This window comes from Paraburkholderia sp. JPY419 (assembly GCF_050435705.1).
GTDB classification, from domain to species: Bacteria; Pseudomonadota; Gammaproteobacteria; order Burkholderiales; family Burkholderiaceae; genus Paraburkholderia; species Paraburkholderia youngii.
This window is the reverse complement of the sequence record NZ_JBNDKV010000003.1, coordinates 532,402-554,389: the sequence shown is the minus strand read 5'-3', so window position 1 is coordinate 554,389 and position 21,988 is coordinate 532,402. Positions and strand designations below refer to the sequence as shown.

Annotated in this window: 16 protein-coding genes and 8 pseudogenes; 13 read left to right on the top strand and 11 right to left on the bottom strand. The window is 57.9% G+C overall.

Annotation, left to right across the window (positions count from 1 at the left end; translation table 11 throughout):
- Window positions 1-290: 290 nt before the first annotated feature.
- Both QFZ91_RS26060 and QFZ91_RS26055 read right to left on the bottom strand, forming a co-directional pair.
- Complete coding sequence (locus tag QFZ91_RS26060) at window positions 291-1,157, bottom strand: transposase (protein ID WP_429568901.1); 867 nt, start codon at window positions 1,155-1,157, stop codon at window positions 291-293.
- Window positions 1,158-1,272: 115 nt separating this feature from the next.
- A pseudogene (locus QFZ91_RS26055) lies at window positions 1,273-1,365 on the bottom strand (IS6 family transposase); the annotation flags it as partial.
- Window positions 1,366-1,702: 337 nt separating this feature from the next.
- On the opposite strand from QFZ91_RS26055, the gene QFZ91_RS26050 reads away from it, so the two are divergent.
- Window positions 1,703-1,924, top strand: a complete 222-nt coding sequence (locus QFZ91_RS26050; protein ID WP_429569166.1) for a hypothetical protein — start codon at window positions 1,703-1,705, stop codon at window positions 1,922-1,924.
- Window positions 1,925-2,346: 422 nt separating this feature from the next.
- On the opposite strand, the gene QFZ91_RS26045 is transcribed toward QFZ91_RS26050, so the two are convergent.
- Window positions 2,347-3,819, bottom strand: a complete 1,473-nt coding sequence (locus tag QFZ91_RS26045) for a helix-turn-helix domain-containing protein (protein ID WP_429568905.1) — start codon at window positions 3,817-3,819, stop codon at window positions 2,347-2,349.
- A gap of 110 nt (window positions 3,820-3,929) precedes the next feature.
- Complete coding sequence (locus QFZ91_RS26040) at window positions 3,930-4,154, bottom strand: hypothetical protein (RefSeq protein ID WP_429329543.1); 225 nt, start codon at window positions 4,152-4,154, stop codon at window positions 3,930-3,932.
- Window positions 4,155-4,230: 76 nt separating this feature from the next.
- On the opposite strand from QFZ91_RS26040, the pseudogene QFZ91_RS26035 reads away from it, so the two are divergent.
- Window positions 4,231-5,037: pseudogene (locus tag QFZ91_RS26035) on the top strand (IS5 family transposase); the annotation flags it as partial.
- A 51-nt stretch (window positions 5,038-5,088) separates the two neighbouring features.
- On the opposite strand, the pseudogene QFZ91_RS26030 reads toward QFZ91_RS26035, so the two are convergent.
- From QFZ91_RS26030 to QFZ91_RS26020, 3 genes and pseudogenes are all read right to left on the bottom strand, one after another.
- A pseudogene (locus QFZ91_RS26030) lies at window positions 5,089-5,775 on the bottom strand (IS5 family transposase); the annotation flags it as partial.
- 97 nt (window positions 5,776-5,872) lie between these two features.
- Window positions 5,873-6,955, bottom strand: a complete 1,083-nt coding sequence (locus tag QFZ91_RS26025; RefSeq protein WP_429568904.1) for an IS630 family transposase — start codon at window positions 6,953-6,955, stop codon at window positions 5,873-5,875.
- Between the two features lie 795 nt (window positions 6,956-7,750).
- Entirely contained in the window at window positions 7,751-9,070 is a 1,320-nt protein-coding gene (locus QFZ91_RS26020; protein WP_429568903.1) for a hypothetical protein, read from the bottom strand.
- 181 nt (window positions 9,071-9,251) lie between these two features.
- On the opposite strand from QFZ91_RS26020, the gene QFZ91_RS26015 reads away from it, so the two are divergent.
- Together QFZ91_RS26015 and QFZ91_RS26010 are read left to right on the top strand one after the other, a co-directional pair.
- A protein-coding gene (locus tag QFZ91_RS26015) for an IS6 family transposase (protein ID WP_429568902.1) occupies window positions 9,252-9,961 on the top strand; the annotation gives its coding sequence in 2 pieces (ribosomal slippage) (window positions 9,252-9,881 and window positions 9,884-9,961; 708 coding nt in all).
- A 28-nt stretch (window positions 9,962-9,989) separates the two neighbouring features.
- Window positions 9,990-10,289: pseudogene (locus QFZ91_RS26010) on the top strand (IS6 family transposase); the annotation flags it as partial.
- Between the two features lie 200 nt (window positions 10,290-10,489).
- On the opposite strand, the gene QFZ91_RS26005 reads toward QFZ91_RS26010, so the two are convergent.
- Complete coding sequence (locus tag QFZ91_RS26005) at window positions 10,490-11,356, bottom strand: transposase (protein ID WP_429568901.1); 867 nt, start codon at window positions 11,354-11,356, stop codon at window positions 10,490-10,492.
- A gap of 471 nt (window positions 11,357-11,827) precedes the next feature.
- Between QFZ91_RS26005 and sctC the strand changes: the two genes are divergently transcribed.
- The 3 genes and pseudogenes from sctC (at window position 11,828) to QFZ91_RS25990 (ending at window position 15,799) form a co-directional block, all read left to right on the top strand.
- Window positions 11,828-13,663 (top strand): type III secretion system outer membrane ring subunit SctC, encoded by a 1,836-nt coding sequence (gene sctC, locus QFZ91_RS26000; RefSeq protein ID WP_429568900.1) that lies wholly within the window; start codon window positions 11,828-11,830, stop codon window positions 13,661-13,663.
- 223 nt (window positions 13,664-13,886) lie between these two features.
- Window positions 13,887-14,534, top strand: a pseudogene (locus QFZ91_RS25995) (IS6 family transposase); the annotation flags it as partial.
- 398 nt (window positions 14,535-14,932) lie between these two features.
- Window positions 14,933-15,799: a transposase gene (locus QFZ91_RS25990; RefSeq protein ID WP_429568899.1), complete on the top strand. Its 867-nt coding sequence runs from the start codon at window positions 14,933-14,935 to the stop codon at window positions 15,797-15,799.
- Between the two features lie 197 nt (window positions 15,800-15,996).
- Here QFZ91_RS25990 and QFZ91_RS25985 read toward each other — a convergent pair.
- Window positions 15,997-16,296 (bottom strand): annotated as a pseudogene (locus QFZ91_RS25985) (DDE-type integrase/transposase/recombinase); the annotation flags it as partial.
- Between the two features lie 365 nt (window positions 16,297-16,661).
- On the opposite strand from QFZ91_RS25985, the gene QFZ91_RS25980 reads away from it, so the two are divergent.
- Complete coding sequence (locus tag QFZ91_RS25980; protein ID WP_429568898.1) at window positions 16,662-17,342, top strand: hypothetical protein; 681 nt, start codon at window positions 16,662-16,664, stop codon at window positions 17,340-17,342.
- A gap of 137 nt (window positions 17,343-17,479) precedes the next feature.
- Here the strand turns inward: QFZ91_RS25980 and QFZ91_RS25975 are convergent.
- A pseudogene (locus QFZ91_RS25975) lies at window positions 17,480-17,602 on the bottom strand (IS6 family transposase); the annotation flags it as partial.
- Between the two features lie 249 nt (window positions 17,603-17,851).
- Between QFZ91_RS25975 and QFZ91_RS25970 the strand changes: the two are divergent.
- The 5 genes and pseudogenes from QFZ91_RS25970 to QFZ91_RS25950 all read left to right on the top strand — a co-directional run bounded on the left by QFZ91_RS25970 (window position 17,852) and on the right by QFZ91_RS25950 (window position 20,872).
- Window positions 17,852-18,573, top strand: a protein-coding gene (locus tag QFZ91_RS25970; protein ID WP_429569141.1) for an IS6 family transposase whose coding sequence is annotated in 2 segments (ribosomal slippage) — window positions 17,852-18,368 and window positions 18,368-18,573 — 723 coding nt in all. Because the reading frame shifts where the segments join, the coding sequence is not laid out codon by codon here.
- A 79-nt stretch (window positions 18,574-18,652) separates the two neighbouring features.
- Window positions 18,653-18,913, top strand: a pseudogene (locus QFZ91_RS25965) (DDE-type integrase/transposase/recombinase); the annotation flags it as partial.
- Window positions 18,914-19,370: 457 nt separating this feature from the next.
- Window positions 19,371-19,754 carry a hypothetical protein gene (locus QFZ91_RS25960; protein WP_429568897.1) on the top strand — a complete coding sequence of 128 codons (384 nt, stop codon included), beginning with the start codon at window positions 19,371-19,373 and terminating at the stop codon, window positions 19,752-19,754.
- A 208-nt stretch (window positions 19,755-19,962) separates the two neighbouring features.
- A complete protein-coding gene (locus QFZ91_RS25955) occupies window positions 19,963-20,208 on the top strand; it encodes a hypothetical protein (RefSeq protein WP_429568896.1) in 246 nt (81 codons plus the stop codon).
- Between the two features lie 250 nt (window positions 20,209-20,458).
- On the top strand, window positions 20,459-20,872 hold the full coding sequence (locus QFZ91_RS25950; protein WP_429568895.1) for a hypothetical protein: 414 nt from the start codon (window positions 20,459-20,461) through the stop codon (window positions 20,870-20,872).
- Window positions 20,873-21,189: 317 nt separating this feature from the next.
- Here the strand turns inward: QFZ91_RS25950 and QFZ91_RS25945 are convergent.
- Window positions 21,190-21,911, bottom strand: a protein-coding gene (locus QFZ91_RS25945) for an IS6 family transposase (RefSeq protein WP_429568894.1) whose coding sequence is annotated in 2 segments (ribosomal slippage) — window positions 21,190-21,395 and window positions 21,395-21,911 — 723 coding nt in all. Because the reading frame shifts where the segments join, the coding sequence is not laid out codon by codon here.
- Between the last annotated feature and the right edge of the window lie 77 nt (window positions 21,912-21,988).

Genomic DNA, 21,988 nt, shown 5'->3' with positions numbered 1-21,988 from the left:
TGGTCTACCGGGTATTGAAGCGGGCCGGCATTATCGAAATCGTGCGGATCGTCGGCGCACGGCAGGACTATCCAAAGGGGAAGCGAAAATGATGCAACTGATTGCGGGTTTCAAGCGGACTGAAGTTGCATTTGATCAGTAGGACATATGTTTCATGAAATGCAGGAGTTGGCAAGACGGGCGGCGCGAAGCGGTAGTCGGATTTGCGAGGTGATCGACATGGCATCGACGCGCGGGGCCGCGACGCAATGCGCCGGCGACGTGACGGCAGGCGGCCCAGAGGGGCGCGATCAGCTGCGGCAGTAGTGCCGCAGGTTGATCATCGTATAGGCCAGCGTCTTGAGCGCGTAGTGTACGTCGCTGATGCGCTCGAAGCGCAGCAGCAGGCGGCGGAACGTATCCTCCCAGGCGAACACGCGCTCGATGGTGCTGAAGCGCTCCTCGAAGATGGCCGCATCGAAATGACGCTTGCGGCCGCGTTTGTTCTGTTTGCGGTTGCGCAGATTCTCTGGGATGTTGGGCCTCATGCCGAGGTTGAAGATCGCACGGCGGTTTTCGCGGCAGTCGTAGACGCCATCCAGACTGACGGTTGAGCCCTGCAGGTCCGCACCAATGGCACGCGCCATGGCGGTAAGTTTTGGCAGCGCGTCACGCAGCAGGGGCGATTCGTTGCGGTTGCCCGGCGCACTCACGAACGGCGCGATGATGTTGCATTTGCGATCGCAGAAGGCCACCACCTTGTCGCCCTTGGGGTGCTTGTGCCCGCTGTAGCCCAGGTTGTCGCCGCCTTTCTTCGCTGCCGTCGTCGTGCCGTCGCCGTGGATGGTCGAGAGGTCCAGGCGCTGGTCCTGATGCAGTTGATCAACCGAGCCCGCAAAGACCCGGTCGATGCTGCCGTCGGCCTGCCAGCGCCGCATGATCCGGTAGATGCGGGTGTGGTGGATTTCAGGCAGCCCCAGTGCATTCGTTTCGATGGGCAGCATCTTCCACTGGCAACCCATGTACAGCGCCTTCAGGACATAGTTGAACATCTTCTGTAGCGGCAACGTCGGTGGCGGACCGCGCCGGCCCCGGCCCAGATGCGGCAAGATAAATTGCTCGAACTGCTCAACCGTCAATTGCGTGGGAATCGCCTGTCGGCCATGGTTTGCAGCCATTCTCGCATCCGCAAAGCCTTGACTTTAACCGCTCCGGCCTCGCCAACCCCGCAAGCCAGCCCTGATGGGGCTCGCAGACAAATTCGGCCCCTTCGGAAAACCCGCAATCAGTTGACAGCAAAATCACTTCAAGCGGGTAGTGAAGGCGCTTCAGGACCTTGGCCAGGCCCGGCGCGAGTGTGGTTCGCGGTGTCTTCGTCTTCTTCATCGCACAGCTCAAAAATTCGCTACCCAATTTTAACGTGGGCCTTACTGCAACAGAACCCGTCGAAGCGACCCTTGCGATGAAGGAGCAGGCCCTTGAGAAGGCAACTCCGCGACGCGGCAAGCCTGGACGCTTCAAGCCGACAGACGAACTTCTCGACTTTCTGAACAATCTTTAGCGTCGAAATTATGTCGGGCGATCGCTTGAGCTCATCTGCTTTACGACCCGGTATCTGTGGGCGATCGCGGCGCTCAATCGCGTAACCCGACATAGTCCGGAAGGGAATATAGTGTCGCATCCAGTGGGGACTGGCGCGACGCAACTTTTCCGCAAGGTCCGGATGATCGTCGTGCAGTACGTCGGCGGCCTTGCGGAAGAACCGGCGCATCACGCGCCACAGGTGCGCGCCGGTAATGCCAGTGCTTTCGTCGTCGCCGTGCTCGCTCGTCCGAGTCTGCGCCAAAAACACATCTCGCCTCACGTTATAAAGCACGCGACGGCGACCCATCTGTTACAGGCTGGCGTCGACATCAGCGTGATCGCACTATGGTTGGTGCCATGAAAGCATCGACACGACGCACATTTACATGGAGTCCAATCTTGCCCACAAGGAAGAAGCGCTAGGTCACCTGCGACCTGCCGGACAGCGAACACCACGATTCCACGCAACTGACAAGGTCATAGCGTTCCTCGAAACGCTCTGATTATGTACATCGCAATGGCTGGGGCTGCCGGCTGTAGAAGGCCCTCCGGCCATTGCTTCGCCTATTTTCAGAGTGTGGGTAATCGTTAATACCCGAAGCTTCAGATATTAACGAATCCCGGCTAGGCCTCCAGTCCGACAGTGGCTATCTTCATGACGAACGCTTATTGCCGTGAAAGTCACACGACTTCTCCCTTTGACATATGCGATACCCCGACGGGCCGGAGTCGTCCATCACGTCAGAGCCCAGCGACACCATCTCCGTTTGCGGCGAAGCCTCGTCAGCGCCGGAGCGTCTCCGAAGGCGCCTCATGGAACTGCTTGCGATAGTTGTTCAGGAGCGTTGACCGATTCTGAACACCCCACTTGTTGGCCGTGGTCAATACAGTCCGCTCGCCATTGAGAGAATCGTCGAGCAGTTCCCCGCGAATCCGTTCCATCCGCAGTCGGCGAATCAGCTCGGTTGGCGAAAGGCCCAGCGAATGCCTGAAAGCGCTTTGCAACGCACGCTCAGTCACGCCGACCTCCGCTGCCACTTCACGCACCGAGAGATCGCGTCTGTCGAGGTTTTCCTGCAAATAGCGATACGCGCGCCGATAACGCGCGGGCAGGCGCGTGGCGACATCGTCCAGTTGTGGCGCCTGCCGTGCCGCGTTGCCCGCGTACGATACCAACGCTTGCGCATCGTCGCGCAGGCACTGCGCGACGCTCAGCGCGTAACGGCCGAAGTTCCGCATTGCTTCGCGGCTGCGCCCGAGCGACTGATGCGTCTTCGCAACTGCGTACAAATACTCAAGCTGCCGACGTCCAGTCGACGTCGCATGGTCGATTCGACGCAACGGTTCGAGCAGCATCTCGGCTGACTGCGGCGCGTCGGACGTGAGCGCGGCCAGTACCGCTTCGAGCCGCGTGGTACGCAGATAGCCGCCGAAACCGCGCTGCTGGGCCCATTTAAGATGCGCGAAAATGGAGTCGAGCGCTGCGCGTTCCCCACCCGCAAGCGCGCGCAACCGACGCAAATAGTCGACACGTTGCCTCAACAGCGGCGTACAGACGTCCAATGCCTCGACCTCATGAAGATCGGCCTGGTTGCTCGCCGACGCCTCCAGGCCGAGACCACCGGCTACGTCCCCAGCGCGTAGCGGGTGGGCGCCGAGGCCCGATTGCCAGTACGCGTGGTCGCTCAGCAATGCGGCGCCGCGTAGTTCGCGCTGCACGGCGAGGTCGAAACGCAAAGTGACAACAATCTCGCGCCAGTGACCAAGCAATGGTTCCCTAATAGCGGCTGCGAGTTTGTCGAGTGCATCGCTCGAATCTCGCGCGCGGCCGAACTCCTGCAACGTGCCCACGATGCCGAGCTGCGCCTCAGCCTGTTGCGCCGCGCTAACGTCCGGTTCCTCGAGGAGTCGTGCGAAGCACGTCAGCGCCGTAGCAGGCCGGTGACGGAACAGCGCCTGCCAGCCAGCGTTGCGGCACGACGCCACGCGGATCGCTTGGCGCGACGAGCGGATTGCCTTCTGCGCGTAGCGATATTGCTCTTCGGCCTCCTCGAAGGCGCCGAGAGTTATCTGCATGTCGGCATGCAGGCGCAGCAGCTCGGGCGAGTCTTCGGCACCTCGCGCTATCTCCGACCAGCGGCTCACCTGCGCGACCGCCTGTTGAATGTCCCCGTCGCGCACCTTGCTGAGAAAACCGTCCGGCAGATCCTGCACGGACGACGACGCGACCAAAGGAAAGTAAAATGTCAAAAACATTGCGCTCCTCCTCGTTGATGCGCATGCAGCTCCGGGCGTCGGCACACACGTCCACTACACACTGATCGTTGCAAGTGCCACCATCGGGGACTTCGAATAACCCGCGGTTTTCAGTGAATTCTTCCGCTTAGGTTGTAGCTGACCGCCATCAACGTCATTGCAAAACTCGCCCGAGCTTGGACGATCGTGCACGAATCGAAGAAATTCTCGAAGTGCTGACTGCCGTGCGTGCTGGCCGTATCGGTCTCGATCCGCCCGCGGGAGCAATTGCTGTCGATGAGCCGGTCGCGGTCGCGGCCGCATTCGCTGGGCGTTGTTGCATAAATCCGGGCCACTGTGCATGTGCTGACGTATACGCGCAGTATCGGCTGCCGTGCCTCTGTTAACTTAACGATTCGGGTTCCCACGTACATCCTCGATCTTTGCCGGGAAGATGCGCAGGATACTGCCAACACGCAAGCCGAGCCCAAGGGCAAGTGCCGCGTCAAGAACTGGGCGCAATGCAACGCGGGGCTCATCGCTCGAGGGGATGTAACGATGTGGATTGCCCCCGATCTTTTCGCTGCAGCACCGGAATTCGAGGTACGCACCCGGTGCCGACCGTCCGTCTATGCGGATGCGCTCGTGCAGAGGTTGCTCGAACTCAAGCAGGTCTTTCATCTGCCGCTGGGCGCACTGCAGGGCTTCGCTCAGAGTCTGCGCAAACTTGCCTTCCCAAGCCTGCCCGTGCCGAACTACACAACGTTGAGCCGTCGCGCGCAGACCCTCAAGGTAGCGCCGCCGGCGCAACGTCCCAAAGAACCCTTGCACCTCGTGCTCGACAGCACCGGACTGAAGGTCTATGGCGAAGGCGAGTGGAAGTTGCGCAAGCATGGCTGGTCCAAGCGTCGCACCTGGCGCAAGGTGCATAGGGCGATGGACGCGAACACCGGACAAATCTGCGCTGCACTGATGACTCATCAAGACGAAGGCGATGGCGAAGTGTTGCCTGATTTGCTCGACCAGATTCCCGCTGACGTGGCAATCGACACCATCGGTGGCGACGGCGCTTGCGACACGAAGGCGTGCCTTGCACGGATTGCGACGCGCGGCGCGGCATGGCGCAATGCCGCCATCGATTCGCTTGCACAAAGCAGCAGCCGTGAATGGAAGCAGGCAACCGGCTACCACCGTCGATCGCTGGCCGAGGCCCTGATGTACGGAAAAAGCGTTTTGTCGTGCAGGGTCTTGCTGGTCTGCATGACGAAGCGCGCCCCGGGCGACCGCGCGCGCATGACTGACCACAGCGACGATCAACAGCCCGGAGCGGTTCGCCATCAGGATGTGGCCGTGGTAGCACAGGGTGGCTGGACTCGTTCTCTTGAGCACACGTACGTCCGTATCCCTGCTCGACTCATGCGTATCGTTCCTGCGCCGCTTGCCTTTCCAGTCCGTGTCGGCATTGTCTCCGCCGCTTGCTGGCGGCCCATTGTCCGAACCGTCCTTTGCACGGAAGCTCCTGTGACTGGCCCATGCCTGAATCAGCGTGCCGTCCACGGAGAAATGCTCCCCGGAAAGCAGGCCACGTTGGTCGGTCAGACTCATGACTTCAGTGAAAAACGCTTCCACGACTTCATGCTCCAGCAGCCGGTCGCGGTTTCTTCGAGAACACCGAGTGGTCCCACACGGCGCTCGATCGCCAGTCCGACGAACCAGCGGAACAGCAGGTTGTAACGCATCTGCTCCATCAGCATGCGCTCGCTGCGCACCGAGTAACACTTGCAACAGCAGCGCACGCAGCAGTTTCTCGGGTGCAATCGACGCCCGGCCGCTGCCCGCATAGATCACGCTGAACAACCCGTTGAGCCGCTTCAATGCGTCATTCACCAGCAGCCGGATCGGTCGCAACGGGTGATCAGCAGGGACGAAGTCGTCCAGTTTGACCGTCGTAAGCAGCGAGTCCTGCATCTCATCAATCCCCCGCATCACACTCATCGCCCCATCTCGTGAACACGATATCCATAACGTCTTCCCTCAAACCCCCGTTTACACGGGACCTAAAATCAACAGCCTGCTAGTGTTCCGTCCCAGAAATAACTTCGCATAGCCGAGCCACTTTCTGAAGGATGGAATCGGCGGTTGCCGTCCAGACGAAGGGACGGTTGTGCTGGTTGTACTGCGCAACATAGCGCTCAATGCTGGCAATAAGCTGGCGTACATTTCTGAAGGAGCCGCGCCGGATAGCCTGCTGCGTGATCAGGCCAAACCAGCGCTCCACCTGATTGAGCCAGCTCGAATACGTCGGCGTGAAGTGCATGTGATAACGCGTGTGCTTCGCCTGCCACGCCTTGACCGTGGGATGCTTATGCGTAGCGTAGTTATCGACAATCAGATGCACGTCAAGATCCTTCGGAACCGCCTGATCAACATGCTTCAGAAAGGCCAGAAACTCCTGATGTCGATGACGCGACTTGCATTGCGCGATGACTTCGCCCGTCACCGCATTGAGCGCAGCAAACAAGGTTGTCGTGCCATGCCGGATATAGTCGTGCGTAACACCTTCGCGGTAGCCCAGACCCATCGGCAACACCGGTTGCGTTCGCTCGAGTGCCTGGCACTGGCTCTTCTCGTCGACACACCACACCAGGGCGTTGGTCGGTGGGCTCAGATACAGGCCGACAATATCGCGCACCTTCTCTACGAAGTACGGATCCGTAGAAAGCTTGAAGCTCTTCGAGCGATGAGGCTGCACGCCGAACAGCGACAGGTATCGGGCCACCGAGCTCTTCGAAATACCCGTTTGCGCGGCAGCAGAACGCACACTCCAGTGCGTTTTCCCGTCTGGCTTCTCATGCAGGACCTTCGCCAGCAACTCGGCCACCGCTTCGTCGTCATGCGCGCGCGGTCGCCCCGGGCGCGCTTCGTCATGCAGACCAGCAAGCCCCTGCGCGACAGAACGCTTTTTCCAGTGCGTGATCGCAGGGGACGTTACTTCACATTGAACCGCGATTTCCCGATTCGTATGACCGTCAGCTGCCATCAGCACAATCTTTGCCCGGCGCACCAGCGAATGAGGCAGCGACCGCGAGCGGCTCATCGACAGCAATTGCTCCCGCTCCAGTACCGAGACCACCACCTCGATTCCCTTGCGCCCCATGATCGCCTCCACTCAACATCACTTGTTCATAGAACACCACAATTCAATGCAAAGTTATTTCTGTGACGGAACACCAGGCGCTCACCGGTCGCGGTGCAATCGTGTCGACCGTCGATGCCAGTGCCGCGAACTCGATGTGCACTCGAGCTTGCTCAGCGGGGCGCCCAGTGCATCGATCTCCTCGCGGTGATGCTAATGGGCGAACGTGTCTGTTTTTGATGGCGCTGCGCTTTCTTGCTTGTACTCCCTGTACTCGTACTTAGGATTTCCAAAATGTTGCAAAGAGCTAAGGTCTTTCGGGTCGCCCGTGAACTATTCTTCAACGTCCTCGGCGATGTCAGCGACTACCCCCGGGACGTATAAACAGTATTTCTCTAAATGTTCTCATTCAATCCAGGGTCGACAACATGATGCCATCGATCGATCCTGTTTCTCTATCAAATTTATTTGAGGCACTGCATACCTTGACTAAAGTTGCGTCGGCGTGCCCCATTATTTGGGATTGCGAAGTGAGCTTCCCCTGAAATTTCGTTTTCCGGGGCTTTGTCCGGATGGGGGTATTGCAAAGATGCTGCGGGCTGTGTAAAAGATCTGTTCGCGCAGCGGCTGGCGGAAAAAATCTCCCTCCGTCACAGGCGTCTTCGGACCCATTCGCACCTCGTCGAAAAATGCAGGATTCTCACGTTAATGTGCCAGGATCCTGCAAATCTCACAACACCAATTCGGCCTCAAAGCTCTGCCACGCAAGGCTCTCCGAATTGATCAGGCTCGACTATTTAATAAGGATAACTACTGTTACCGGTACGCGTACAGTCTACGTTCGTCAACTTCACAAAGCCCATCAGAGACAAACAGATCGTCTCGCGAATGCATCCACAATGGCTGACTTGACGAGCGCGTCAAGCGATGAATATTCTCCGAATCACTCGATACAGTAACTCCTTTGAGATTCTGAAATTCCGCGATGCTCCTGCCCGGATCTCTGAATATTTTCCCATCGTACGTGGCCTGGCGCTCCAAAATAATGTCATCGATCTTTTTCCCCGACGAAAAGCCATCTATTAATTCGTCAAGCGTAAACGACTTCGCCTTCTCCAGAGGATGCAACCCCTGATTGGCGCGAATATGCAGGTGAAGCGTGGTCGTGCTGTCTGGATAGGGAAAATGGAAATATAAATCAACCTCATCATGCTCGTCGACGCCATATTGCGCTTGCAAATGATGGAGCGCCTTATCCCTGAGACTTTTGAGTAAGGGGATGTGATTTTGATTAAGGTCTAGGATGCTGGCCAGATACTCGCCCCAATTTCTTAATTCGCCTATTCTTTGAGGCTCGCTATTCAACGCGAGATTTTCGAAGGCATCGGTGTTTTGCTCCCCCTTGACATAGGTCGTTTGTAGCTTCCTTAATATAGGCTTATCTATAGGCTTGTCAGCGCGATGATCAGACAATTCTTCTAGCAGCTGGAGGGATTCACCTTTAAGACAATTTAAGTGTGGGTGAATGAACCAACCGCACAGCATAACGGCTTCATTCTTCAATTTTTGTGCCCGTGGATTTTTAAGTGCCTGAAAAGTCGGGTCATGACTTGTATTATGCACAATTAAAAACCGTTCATCTTTTAAATATGGGTACAGATGCGGCGTCATTGTTATTTGCTTTAGGTGAGGATTTTCAGTGTTGAGACTAAGCAAGTCGTAGAGGAAGGGTGGCACGCCGTGTACCATGTCGTATTTTCTGCGGAGACTGTCTAGCCCCGTCGGAGTAAAGGAAAAAGAGGTGCCCTGTGAGCGCTGGAAGGGGAAAATATACTTCTGAGGTATAGGGTAAAAATGGCCGTTCCTACCTTGTATATGCAGTGCGTCTTTCTGCTCGACAAAAACCCTCTTTTCTCCCGTGTAAGGCGAGACATCGGACTCGACTCTTATCTTAGCATTAGGCCGAGGCGATAATCCCGAACGGGAGGAGGGGGACAACCCAGAAAGTCGGCGGTCTGCTGGTGTTGATGGCCTGCTCGCAAATTCTGCCGTGTTGTCTGGTCCAGACTCCTTCTCAACTGAGCAATACAATTCGGGATCGAAACTGCCGCCCTGACCAATGCGCTTGAGGTCCATTTCCGTTTCTCCCAGTTAGAAATTACACAATATCTCGAGGCCGCCCTTCTCGAAACGGAGGCGCGAAGTTTGTGGTTCGTGCGCGAACCGGCTCTGATGTGATGGACGGCTCAGGTGCAAATAGGGTTCTGTTGCAGTAAGGCCCACGTTAAAATTGGGTAGCGAATTTTTGAGCTGTGCGATGAAGAAGACGAAGACACCGCGAACCACACTCGCGCCGGGCCTGGCCAAGGTCCTGAAGCGCCTTCACTACCCGCTTGAAGTGATTTTGCTGTGCGTGCGATGGTACGTGGCCTATTCGCTGAGTTTGCGCAATCTTGCGGAAATGATGGACGAGCGTGGTATCGCGGTGGATCATTCGACGGTGTGCCGCTGGGTCATCAAGCTGCTGCCGCTCTTCGAAAGGCGCTTCCGCAAGCACAGGCGTCCGGTTGGGAAAAGCTGGCGAATGGACGAGAGCTATATCAAGATCAAAGGCGAGTGGAAATATCTTTACCGGGCAGTGGACAAGGCGGGCGACACGGTCGAATTCCTGCTCAGGGCCAGGCGGGACAAGGTCGCTGCCCGGCGGTTCTTTGAAAAGGCGATCGCCCATAATGGTACGCCAGAGACCGTGACCATCGACAAAAGCGGCTCCAATCTGGCCGCACTGGATGCGGTGAATGCCGATCGCGAGACGCCGATCAAGGTCCGTCAGATCAAGTACCTGAACAACATTGTCGAACAGGACCATCGGGCTATCAAACGCCGGACCCGGCCGATGCTGGGATTGAAGAACTTCCACCGTGCGAGGGTCATTCTCGGCGGCATCGAGAGGTAATGCACATGATCAGGAAAGGACAGGTGAAATGTGCGGGCAAAGGGTTTTGTCGCAATAACGCGGTCAAGTAAAATCCGCCGACGACAACGCATGACAAGCATGATGACAAAGACGAAGACGCCATGCAAGACGCTGCCCGCTGGCATTGGCAAGGTACTGAAGCGGCTGCACTACCCGCTGGACGTGATCCTGCTGTGCGTCCGGTGGTACGTGGCGTACTCACTGAGCCTACGAAACCTCGAAGAAATGATGGCCGAGCGGGGTATCGAGGTGGACCATTCGAGCGTGCACCGGTGGGTTATCAAGCTGCTGCCGGTGTTTGAAAAAGCATTCCGCAAACGCAAACGGCCTGTCGGCAAGAGCTGGCGCGTCGATGAGACCTATGTCAAGGTCAAAGGCCATTCAACTGATTGCGGGTTTCAAGCGGACTGAAGTTGCATTTGATCAGTAGGACATATGTTTCATGAAATGCAGGAGTTGGCAAGACGGGCGGCGCGAAGCGGTAGTCGGATTTGCGAGGTGATCGACATGGCATCGACGCGCGGGGCCGCGACGCAATGCGCCGGCGACGTGACGGCAGGCGGCCCAGAGGGGCGCGATCAGCTGCGGCAGTAGTGCCGCAGGTTGATCATCGTATAGGCCAGCGTCTTGAGCGCGTAGTGTACGTCGCTGATGCGCTCGAAGCGCAGCAGCAGGCGGCGGAACGTATCCTCCCAGGCGAACACGCGCTCGATGGTGCTGAAGCGCTCCTCGAAGATGGCCGCATCGAAATGACGCTTGCGGCCGCGTTTGTTCTGTTTGCGGTTGCGCAGATTCTCTGGGATGTTGGGCCTCATGCCGAGGTTGAAGATCGCACGGCGGTTTTCGCGGCAGTCGTAGACGCCATCCAGACTGACGGTTGAGCCCTGCAGGTCCGCACCAATGGCACGCGCCATGGCGGTAAGTTTTGGCAGCGCGTCACGCAGCAGGGGCGATTCGTTGCGGTTGCCCGGCGCACTCACGAACGGCGCGATGATGTTGCATTTGCGATCGCAGAAGGCCACCACCTTGTCGCCCTTGGGGTGCTTGTGCCCGCTGTAGCCCAGGTTGTCGCCGCCTTTCTTCGCTGCCGTCGTCGTGCCGTCGCCGTGGATGGTCGAGAGGTCCAGGCGCTGGTCCTGATGCAGTTGATCAACCGAGCCCGCAAAGACCCGGTCGATGCTGCCGTCGGCCTGCCAGCGCCGCATGATCCGGTAGATGCGGGTGTGGTGGATTTCAGGCAGCCCCAGTGCATTCGTTTCGATGGGCAGCATCTTCCACTGGCAACCCATGTACAGCGCCTTCAGGACATAGTTGAACATCTTCTGTAGCGGCAACGTCGGTGGCGGACCGCGCCGGCCCCGGCCCAGATGCGGCAAGATAAATTGCTCGAACTGCTCAACCGTCAATTGCGTGGGAATCGCCTGTCGGCCATGGTTTGCAGCCATTCTCGCATCCGCAAAGCCTTGACTTTAACCGCTCCGGCCTCGCCAACCCCGCAAGCCAGCCCTGATGGGGCTCGCAGACAAATTCGGCCCCTTCGGAAAACCCGCAATCAGTTGGATGACTACTGTTACCGGGTGCGGTTACAGTCTGCGTTCGTCAACTTGACGAAGCCCCCGGGAATGTTGGGCCTCATCCCGCGGTTGAAGATCGCCTTGCAGTTTTCGCGGCAGTCGTAGCCTCCATCCAGACTGATCGTTGAACCCTGCAGGTCCGCGCCTGCGATCCCCGCCAATCGCTTCGCCAATCAGATTATTGCTTCGCAGGGCACATCTAGCGATGCTAGGCACTTCATGCATCATCCGTTCCCTTCAGCGGACAACCGCTGAAAGCACCTGGAAACCCGCAACCACTTGCTAGTCTTTCCTGGCCGCGAGCCTAATCGACGTCCGTCCAATTCCTCTTCCCCATCCGACATGAAACCGACGACCCTCTTCAGGGCGATACTCGTTGCTGCGCTCATCTGCGCGGGCGTGCCCTCATGGACGCACGCCGGAGCCGTGCGCTGGCGCAATCAGACTGTGCATATCCAGGCGCAAGGTAAAAACGTGACCGACGTGCTGCGCGACTTCACGGCAAGCCAGGGCATCACCACCTCGATAGCCAGCAACGTGCAAGGCACGGTCAGCGGCGAATTCAACATGACGCCGCAGAGCTTTCTCGATACGCTCGCATCCACGTTCGGCTTGGTCTGGTTCTACGACGGCAATATCCTTTCAATCAGCAATGCCAACGATGTAACCCGTCAGGTGATCTACCTCGATCACGCTTCGCCCGCAGAGCTGGTCCGCGCGCTGCGTTCGATGCGGCTTGACGATCCGCGCTTTCCAGTGACCTATGACGCGGCGGCCGGCACCGTGCTGGTGAATGGTCCGCCACAATACGTGCATGTTGTGCAGTCGATCGCTCAGCGCGTTGACCAATCGAAAGACCGCGCTTCGGGATCGGTGGTGAGGGTGTTCAAGCTGCATCACGCGTGGGCCGACGACCACAACGTCCAGATCGACGGCCAGAACATTACTGTGGCCGGCGTGGCGAGCGTGCTGTCGAGCATCTACCATCCTCGGCGCGGCTTCGACAATGCGCCAGCTTCGGGGTCGCCAAGTATTCAGCGCGTGCAGCAGATGAGCGACTTGGGCGGCAACGCCGACGGCGGCGGCTTTCGCAGCACTGTCGGCAGTGGCGGGGGCGGCGGCCCGCCGCAAATGCTTATGCCTCCGTTGCCCTCGAACCTGAACGCGGGGGCAACCTACGGTGGTGCAGTCGGCGGCATGACGGGCAATCCGGGCGCGGCAGGCGGAGAGGCATTCTTTGGCGGCAACGGCAACGGCAACGGCAACGGCAACGGCAATAGCAACAACGGCGGCTCCGGCGGAGTCGACGCGTCGCTGCCGGTGATCCAGGCCGATCCGATCACCAACTCCGTGTTGGTGCGGGATGTTCCGCAGCGCATCGATCAGTACGACGCGCTGATCAGTCCGCTCGACGCACGCCCGAAGGTGATCGAGATCGAAGCGCACATCATCGAGATCGACGACGACTTGCTCAAGCAGATCGGGATCGACTGGCGCGCGCACAACAGCCATCTCGACCTCCAGACCGACGCGGGCGCCACCTCTCAGACCGGCTACACAGGCTCGCTGAATCCAAGCTTGGGAAAGACCGCACTGTCGGACGGCGCGGCCGTCATCAATTCAACACCGGTGGCCGGTTCCATCACGGCGGTCCTCGGCGACGCTGGCCGCTATCTGCTCGCACGCGTAAATGCTTCGGAATCCACTAGGCTTGCCAAGATCGATGCCACTCCGAAGGTCGCCACGCTCGATAATGTCGAAGCGGTGATGGACAACAAGACACGCTTCTTCGTGCGGGTATCAGGCTATACGTCGGCGGATCTTTACAGCATCTCGACTGGCGTCTCGCTGCGCGTGCTGCCCATGGTCGCGCAGGAGAACGGCGAGACTCGCATTAAGCTGAACGTGCATATCGAAGACGGCCAGATTGCCGGCGACCAGACTGTCGACACATTGCCGGTCATCACGGAGAGCGTGATAAATACGCAGGCGTTCGTCACGCAGGGCGAGAGCCTGCTGATTGCGGGCTACAGTACGGACGCAAAGTCCAATGGCACGACCAACGTACCGGGCATCTCCAAAATTCCCATTCTCGGCGCGCTATTTCGCAACGACACCAATAGCCACTCGCACATGGAGCGCATCTTTTTGCTGACGCCGCGCACGATCGAGTTCTGATGGGGCGCGTAACGCTCACAACGGCTTTGTCACATTAGAGAGAAGAGAAGGCAATGCTGGCAGGGGCGATCAGTCGCTCAAAAAGCGATAGACGGATTTTGGGTGAGTTCGGTGAAGCGATGCCACGCAGCAAATCGCAAGGCGAGTTGTTGGCGATCGTTGTGGTGCAAATAGCGCTCAAGGATCGGTTAGAGTGTCGCCCTGACCGATTTGAGAAGCCGCGATGAACAAGCTGAAGAGTCTGGACGGGCTATTCGCCGGCCGTCATTTTGACCGTGAGGTGATCATTCTTTGTGTGCGCTGGTATCTGCGCTACAAACTCAGCCTGCGCGATCTCGTCGAGATGATGGCTGAGCGAGGGTTGTCGCTGGCTCACACGACGATTCTGCGTTGGGTGCGCCGCTATACGCCCGAGTTCGTCAAGCGCTGGAACCATTTTGCCACGTCTGCGGGACGGTCGTGGAGGGTTGACGAGACGTACCTGAAGATCCGGGGCAAATGGGTTTATCTATATCGGGCGGCGGATCGGGACGGCCAGACGGTAGACTTCATGCTCAGGGCAAAGCGCGATGTGGCCGCGGCAAAAGCCTTTTTCGGCAAGGCGGTCAAACATCAAGGCCGGCCACCGGAGACGGTCACCCTGGATGGGTATGCTGCGTCGCACCGGGCCGTGCGTGAGATGAAAATTGACGGCCTGCTTCCCGAGGACACGAAGGTGCGCTCTTCGAAGTATCTCAATAAGCTGATCGAACAGGACGATCGTCACATCAACTCAAGAACGAACGTGATGCTTGGATTCAAACGGTTCAGAAGTGCCGCGATCACGATTTCAGGCATCGAGTTGATGCATCGCATTCGCAAGGCGCAGTTCGACCTCTGCGCGCTCAGGCTCAGCGATACCACCGCGCCCGCGGTTTGGAACGCTGTCCTGTTCAATCGATCAGGTATCCAAATCTATAAAGATTATTTAGACCACGCTACCTATTTGCACCGGAGCCCTCGAACTCGTGCTGCGCGGCGGGCCCGTGCTCGAACAGCGGCGGCAGGCGATGCTCGCCGCGCTCGGCAAGGAGGTCGAAAACCGCTCGCACCGCCCCGGCCACAGCGCCGATCTGGACGAACCGGACCTCGATCGCGGACCGAAACTCGGCCTGTCAACTGATTGCGGGTTTTCCGAAGGGGCCGAATTTGTCTGCGAGCCCCATCAGGGCTGGCTTGCGGGGTTGGCGAGGCCGGAGCGGTTAAAGTCAAGGCTTTGCGGATGCGAGAATGGCTGCAAACCATGGCCGACAGGCGATTCCCACGCAATTGACGGTTGAGCAGTTCGAGCAATTTATCTTGCCGCATCTGGGCCGGGGCCGGCGCGGTCCGCCACCGACGTTGCCGCTACAGAAGATGTTCAACTATGTCCTGAAGGCGCTGTACATGGGTTGCCAGTGGAAGATGCTGCCCATCGAAACGAATGCACTGGGGCTGCCTGAAATCCACCACACCCGCATCTACCGGATCATGCGGCGCTGGCAGGCCGACGGCAGCATCGACCGGGTCTTTGCGGGCTCGGTTGATCAACTGCATCAGGACCAGCGCCTGGACCTCTCGACCATCCACGGCGACGGCACGACGACGGCAGCGAAGAAAGGCGGCGACAACCTGGGCTACAGCGGGCACAAGCACCTCAAGGGCGACAAGGTGGTGGCCTTCTGCGATCGCAAATGCAACATCATCGCGCCGTTCGTGAGTGCGCCGGGCAACCGCAAGGAATCGCCCCTGCTGCGTGACGCGCTGCCAAAACTTACCGCCATGGCGCGTGCCATTGGTGCGGACCTGCAGGGCTCAACCGTCAGTCTGGATGGCGTCTACGACTGCCGCGAAAACCGCCGTGCGATCTTCAACCTCGGCATGAGGCCCAACATCCCAGAGAATCTGCGCAACCGCAAACAGAACAAACGCGGCCGCAAGCGTCATTTCGATGCGGCCATCTTCGAGGAGCGCTTCAGCACCATCGAGCGCGTGTTCGCCTGGGAGGATACGTTCCGCCGCCTGCTGCTGCGCTTCGAGCGCATCAGCGACGTACACTACGCGCTCAAGACGCTGGCCTATACGATGATCAACCTGCGGCACTACTGCCGCAGCTGATCGCGCCCCTCTGGGCCGCCTGCCGTCACGTCGCCGGCGCATTGCGTCGCGGCCCCGCGCGTCGATGCCATGTCGATCACCTCGCAAATCCGACTACCGCTTCGCGCCGGCCGTCTTGCCAACTCCTGCATTTCATGAAACATATGTCCTACTGATCAAATGCAACTTCAGTCCGCTTGAAACCCGCAATCAGTTGGCTGGATCGGGCCGAGCCGTGAGAGAAACGCCTGAGCGCGACGCGCATCGCGAAAGCCGAACCTCTAGCGTTCGAGTCTACGGGTCGGCTGGTGGCTGTTCTCGGCGCGGCTATTCACGCGCGCAACCGCCTTGCCGAAAACCTGCTTCACGTGAGCGAGCTCTGGAATCTCGGACTTTGCTGCCGGATAGCTGCGTAGCTGGTCAGTGACGATCCTGCGCGGCACCGGGTTTGATCGCAGCACCCGCTGGAAGAAGCGCTTGGCTGCGGCCTTGTCGCGTCGTTTTTGCACCAGAACGTCAGAATGCATCGTCGCGTCCATGGCACGGGAACTTGCACCCATCCGGACAAAGCCCAATTGCTTCGCCCTTCAGCCCATCACCTCGCAGTGCACATCTTGCCATGTCGGGCACTTCATGCATCATCAGCTCGTTGCGCACTCAACCACTCGATCCACTTCGGAAACCCGCAACCAGTTGTACGCGAAACCCTCGCTGAATCTGGCGAGCCCAATGCCTATGATGGACCTATAGCAGGAGCACCATCGCCATGGGAATCTGTGGTTCCAAAAGCGTGTCGAGAGAAGCATATTGCGAGACACTAGGAACATTTTCGGTTGACGAGTCTGCAAGCACATCCACCCCGGGGGGCGTCAGAGCGCGCGCCGTGTCGCCAACGTTATCCGGGCTTGCCCAAGGAGCGCTTTCCCGACCAACCTCACCTTCGCAGTGGTCTTCGGTTAAGAGAAGCATCCGCCGAGCTAATCCGAGCGATAGACGCTTCACACGCGCAGTTGCTGCGTTAGGTGCGATCTACAGCAGTTCTCCGACGTTCAGACGACTAGCCGAGAAAATTAAGGATGAAGGCGGTGTAACGCTTCAAGCGGACGATGGAGGCATCGCCATCGCCGCAACGGATGTAACCCGCCGCGCCATTCTCGTTTCACCGCAGACCCTCTCGAACTTCGGAACAGCACCGGGCCCCTCTCTTGTGAGTGCGTTGGTCTTTGAGATGAACAACCTTGCTCGGGCCAACGAATTCAATGCCATCCTCGATCGGGCCCAATACGACACATCCAGTGCGGCAATGTACGCTCAGGAACTGGAGCGGATCGAATACAGCAGCAGCGAGACTTGCGGACAGATATTTCGGGAGGCCCGTGACGCCCTTCGCGCTTTTGGCGAAGCTGGCCATCCGGAGCGTTGGTTTCTACACCACGATCCACACAACGCGTCGTTGCTGCCGCTGTATTCGACGTCCGAAGAATACTTGGCGTACCAGCAGCAAAGTGGTCATACTAAGGAGTACGAACAGATGGTTTCAGACTCACTCAACCACCTGCGGTAGGTAGTCGGGGCTCTGGGGCAAATAGGCGGTCTGTACGAGATTGTTGGGCTTTATCAAGTTGAAGAACGTAGACTGTACGCATACCTGTAACGGTAGCTATCCTTATTAAATAGCGTTACCGACTGAGGCAGTTCCAATCAACCGTACCGTGTGGCGAAGCGTTCCTGGAGTGCGGCACGTTGACTTGCCGCTTTCATTCGATGTCTGGGTAAAGCAAAGTGCTGCCGGATCGGGCCGAACCGTGAGCGAAACGGCTTTGTAAGGTTGACGCAGGAGCGGGGTAAAATGAAGCGATGAAGAAAAGAAAGACGCTTTATTGATCCGGCAATAAAATGTTGAAACTTTGAGCGCAGCACATGGTCGGAAGTAGTATGGAAAAAATCGACTCCCGAACCTTGCCGATGGCGGCACTGAATGAACGCCGTCGCCGCGCGGTGAAGATGCGCATCGAAGGTTCTGTTGCAGTAAGGCCCACGTTAAAATTGGGTAGCGAATTTTTGAACTGTGCGATGAAGAAGACGAAGACACCGCAAACCACACTCGCGCCGGGCCTGGCCAAGGTCCTGAAGCGCCTTCACTACCCGCTTGAAGTGATTTTGCTGTGCGTGCGATGGTACGTGGCCTATTCGCTGAGTTTGCGCAATCTTGCGGAAATGATGGACGAGCGTGGTATCGCGGTGGATCATTCGACGGTGTACCGCTGGGTCATCAAGCTGCTGCCGCTCTTCGAAAGGCGCTTCCGCAAGCACAGGCGTCCGGTTGGGAAAAGCTGGCGAATGGACGAGAGCTATATCAAGATCAAAGGCGAGTGGAAATATCTTTACCGGGCAGTGGACAAGGCGGGCGACACGGTCGAATTCCTGCTCAGGGCCAGGCGGGACAAGGTCGCTGCCCGGCGGTTCTTTGAAAAGGCGATCGCCCATAATGGTACGCCAGAGACCGTGACCATCGACAAAAGCGGCTCCAATCTGGCCGCACTGGATGCGGTGAATGCCGATCGCGAGACGCCGATCAAGGTCCGTCAGACAAGTACCTGAACAACATTGTCGAACAGGACCATCGGGCTATCAAACGCCGGACCCGGCCGATGCTGGGATTCAAGAACTTCCACCGTGCGAGGGTCATTCTCGGCGGCATCGAGGTAATGCACATGATCAGGAAAGGACAGGTGAAATGTGCGGGCAAAGACCCGTCGTCTGCTTCCCAGCAGTTTTACTCCCTTGTGTCATAAGCAATACTTACCATATCGACATTTCTCGTCCCGACACCCTTACTGCAACAGAACCTTGTGAAGGCGGTTCCCTTCTTCAAAGACTGCCTTGCAGGCGATCAACGCCCGGCGGGAGGTGCCGATCAGGGTCCGCCAGAAAAAGTATCTGGATAACATTGTCGAGCAGGAGCACCGCGCGATCAAGCGCCGGACCCGCCCGATGCTCGGGTTCAGGAAATTTCGTTGCGCCCGCATTCTCCTAGGTGGCATCGAAATCATGCACATGATCGTCAAGGGGCAATTGAACGACGGCGGCGTTGGTCAAACTCCCGCGCAGCAAATCTATTCACTGGCCGGATAAGGAATCCATACCATATCGGACTTGGCCGACCTCTCGCTCTTACTGCGACGGAGACAGGCTGAGTAGTTCAATCATGGTCCTGCAAGCTTGGCGCTCCGGGAGCTGTTCGAGCAGGCGATCGAAGCTCAGGCGAAGCGGATCGCGACGCTAAGGGCGGCCTGTTCTCACGTCGCCGGCGCATTGCGCTGTGGCCACACGCGCCGATACCATCTCGAGCACTTCGCCCCTCGAGCCATCACTTCGCCGTGCGCATCTTTCCATGCAGGGCCCTTCATGCATCATTGGCACCTTCAACGGATAACCGCTGAAATCCCCCGGTGGGCGCCGACAAATGGAATGGACGCCCCCACCTATCGGGTGGGACACGCGAAAGAAGGCGGACCCTCGCGGGCCGACGGCATCAAAGTGCCCAAAAGGAAAATTATTATACTGATTGCAGGTTTTGACTTGATCGGCCATGATGGAATTTTCTTCATATCGTAGGGAACGCAAATTGATTAAGGCTGACGTGAGCTGGATCATGGCGCACTGCGCCGGATCTGAGAGCTGCGGCGACACCGTTCGATCAGCTGCGACAGTAGTGCCGCAGGTTGATCATCGTGTAGGCGAGTGTCTTGAACGCGTAGTGGAGAGGGCTGAGACGTTCGAAGCGCAACAGCAGGCGGCGAAACTTATCTTGCCAGCTACTGGTTGCAGGTTGTTCTCAGGCGTAAAAACAGACGGAGATGTGAGCTGGGTAAAGGGATTCGAGCGGTTGTCGTCGAAGCGGCTAGAATCCATCGCTTTGATGACGGAGAAATGGTCCAACGCCAAGCCCGACAAGGGACTCTGGTGGAATTGAGCGAAGCGCAATTCAACGAATTTGTCTTGCCTGATTTACCACGGGGTCGTCGTGGCCCGCTGCCGCGACTGCCACTCTTCAGGATCTTCAACTACACTGAAGGCTCTGTACCTTGGATGCCAGTGGCACATGCTGCCGATAGACAGGAATCAGCAGGGTCGACGCGAAAGTCAGCCGTCGCGTCGTCGGCTGGGCGATGTCCAACCATATGTATACCGAACTGATGTTGCAGGCACTGGACATGGCGTTGCGGGCAGTCGAGGCGAACGTCGACTGCGCGATCGCCGACGGCGCGTATTACAGCGCAGACCGAGGCGTGCTCAACCTGTGGCGTGCTGCCGGTGATTCCGCCACCGGCCATGCAGCCGTTCACAATCAACCGGCGACGCGCTGGCACGACCATCTCGCTCGGTACATCAAGGACAAGGGCATCCATGCGTTGCACAACAGATAGGGGTATGGTCAGCGCGCGCTGGTCGGGTCGCAGATCCCGCGAATCAAGCGCTGCATTGGCGCGCAACTGCTGACGCACAAAATCGAATCGCAGCAGCGCGAGGGCGTGATTATCGCGAACCTGCTGAACCTGCGGAATTCGTTCGTCAGGCCCGTTTGCGTCAAAAATGTATAGTTGCATCAGCAACGAACGGGGTGTCTACCCTTAAGAACAAAGCCCTTCACGGGCAGTGCAGCATAAGGAAGGTCAAGTGAATAAGGTGATGCAGTCCTCCCGCGATGCGGTGCCGCCCCAATTAATCCTCGTCGTGGGCGTGGTATTCCGACTGGTCCATCTAGGCATCTATTGCGTTGAAGGTCCCGGCGCGATGATCCAAGAGGCGTTCGATAAGATCTGCCGCGATGACCTTGCAGTCGACATTGAGCGAGAGTGGCTTCAAGAAGGCGACTTGGTGGTCAGTCTGTGCCGCGTTGAAAAGGCTCTTGAAGTGTTAGGGAAAGCCGGCTTCAGGAGCGCGGATGCCGTCGTCACGATGCAACATTACTTTGGCATCAAGCACGCGAAGGCCCGGCATTACGTATCCTCACGAAATCTTGCGTCGCTGTACCGCGAGCAGGTAGCGGGACGGCTCTGTCAGATTGATGGAGAGGAGGCGGTAGAATGAAGTGATGAAGAAGACCAAACCGCACTATCACGGTCACTGCCTCGGCTTTGTCCGGATGGGGGTATTGCAAAGATGCTGGGGGTTGTGTGAAAGCACGACTTCATGAAGCCAGCATTGAATAATGCCATATACTGACCAGTGCGACAAATAGTGCGTATTTTTAAGCGGCGTAACTAACATGCTTTTCTTTGAACAGGTTGCGAATCACGTGAGGCTCCTTTTGCCGACGGTGCAGGTGTCGACGGACGTTGCCGATCATTTCGGTTCTGTTGCAGTAAGGGTGTCGGGACGAGAAATGTCGATATGATAAGTATTGCTTATGACACAAGGGAGTAAAACTGCTGGGAAGCAGACGACGGGTCTTTGCCCGCACATTTCACCTGTCCTTTCCTGATCATGTGCATTACCTCGATGCCGCCGAGAATGACCCTCGCACGGTGGAAGTTCTTGAATCCCAGCATCGGCCGGGTCCGGCGTTTGATAGCCCGATGGTCCTGTTCGACAATGTTGTTCAGGTACTTGTCTGACGGACCTTGATCGGCGTCTCGCGATCGGCATTCACCGCATCCAGTGCGGCCAGATTGGAGCCGCTTTTGTCGATGGTCACGGTCTCTGGCGTACCATTATGGGCGATCGCCTTTTCAAAGAACCGCCGGGCAGCGACCTTGTCCCGCCTGGCCCTGAGCAGGAATTCGACCGTGTCGCCCGCCTTGTCCACTGCCCGGTAAAGATATTTCCACTCGCCTTTGATCTTGATATAGCTCTCGTCCATTCGCCAGCTTTTCCCAACCGGACGCCTGTGCTTGCGGAAGCGCCTTTCGAAGAGCGGCAGCAGCTTGATGACCCAGCGGTACACCGTCGAATGATCCACCGCGATACCACGCTCGTCCATCATTTCCGCAAGATTGCGCAAACTCAGCGAATAGGCCACGTACCATCGCACGCACAGAAAAATCACTTCAAGCGGGTAGTGAAGGCGCTTCAGGACCTTGGCCAGGCCCGGCGCAAGTGTGGTTCGCGGTGTCTTCGTCTTCTTCATCGCACAGCTCAAAAATTCGCTACCCAATTTTAACGTGGGCCTTACTGCAACAGAACCTTCAGGAGAGAGGGTAGCCA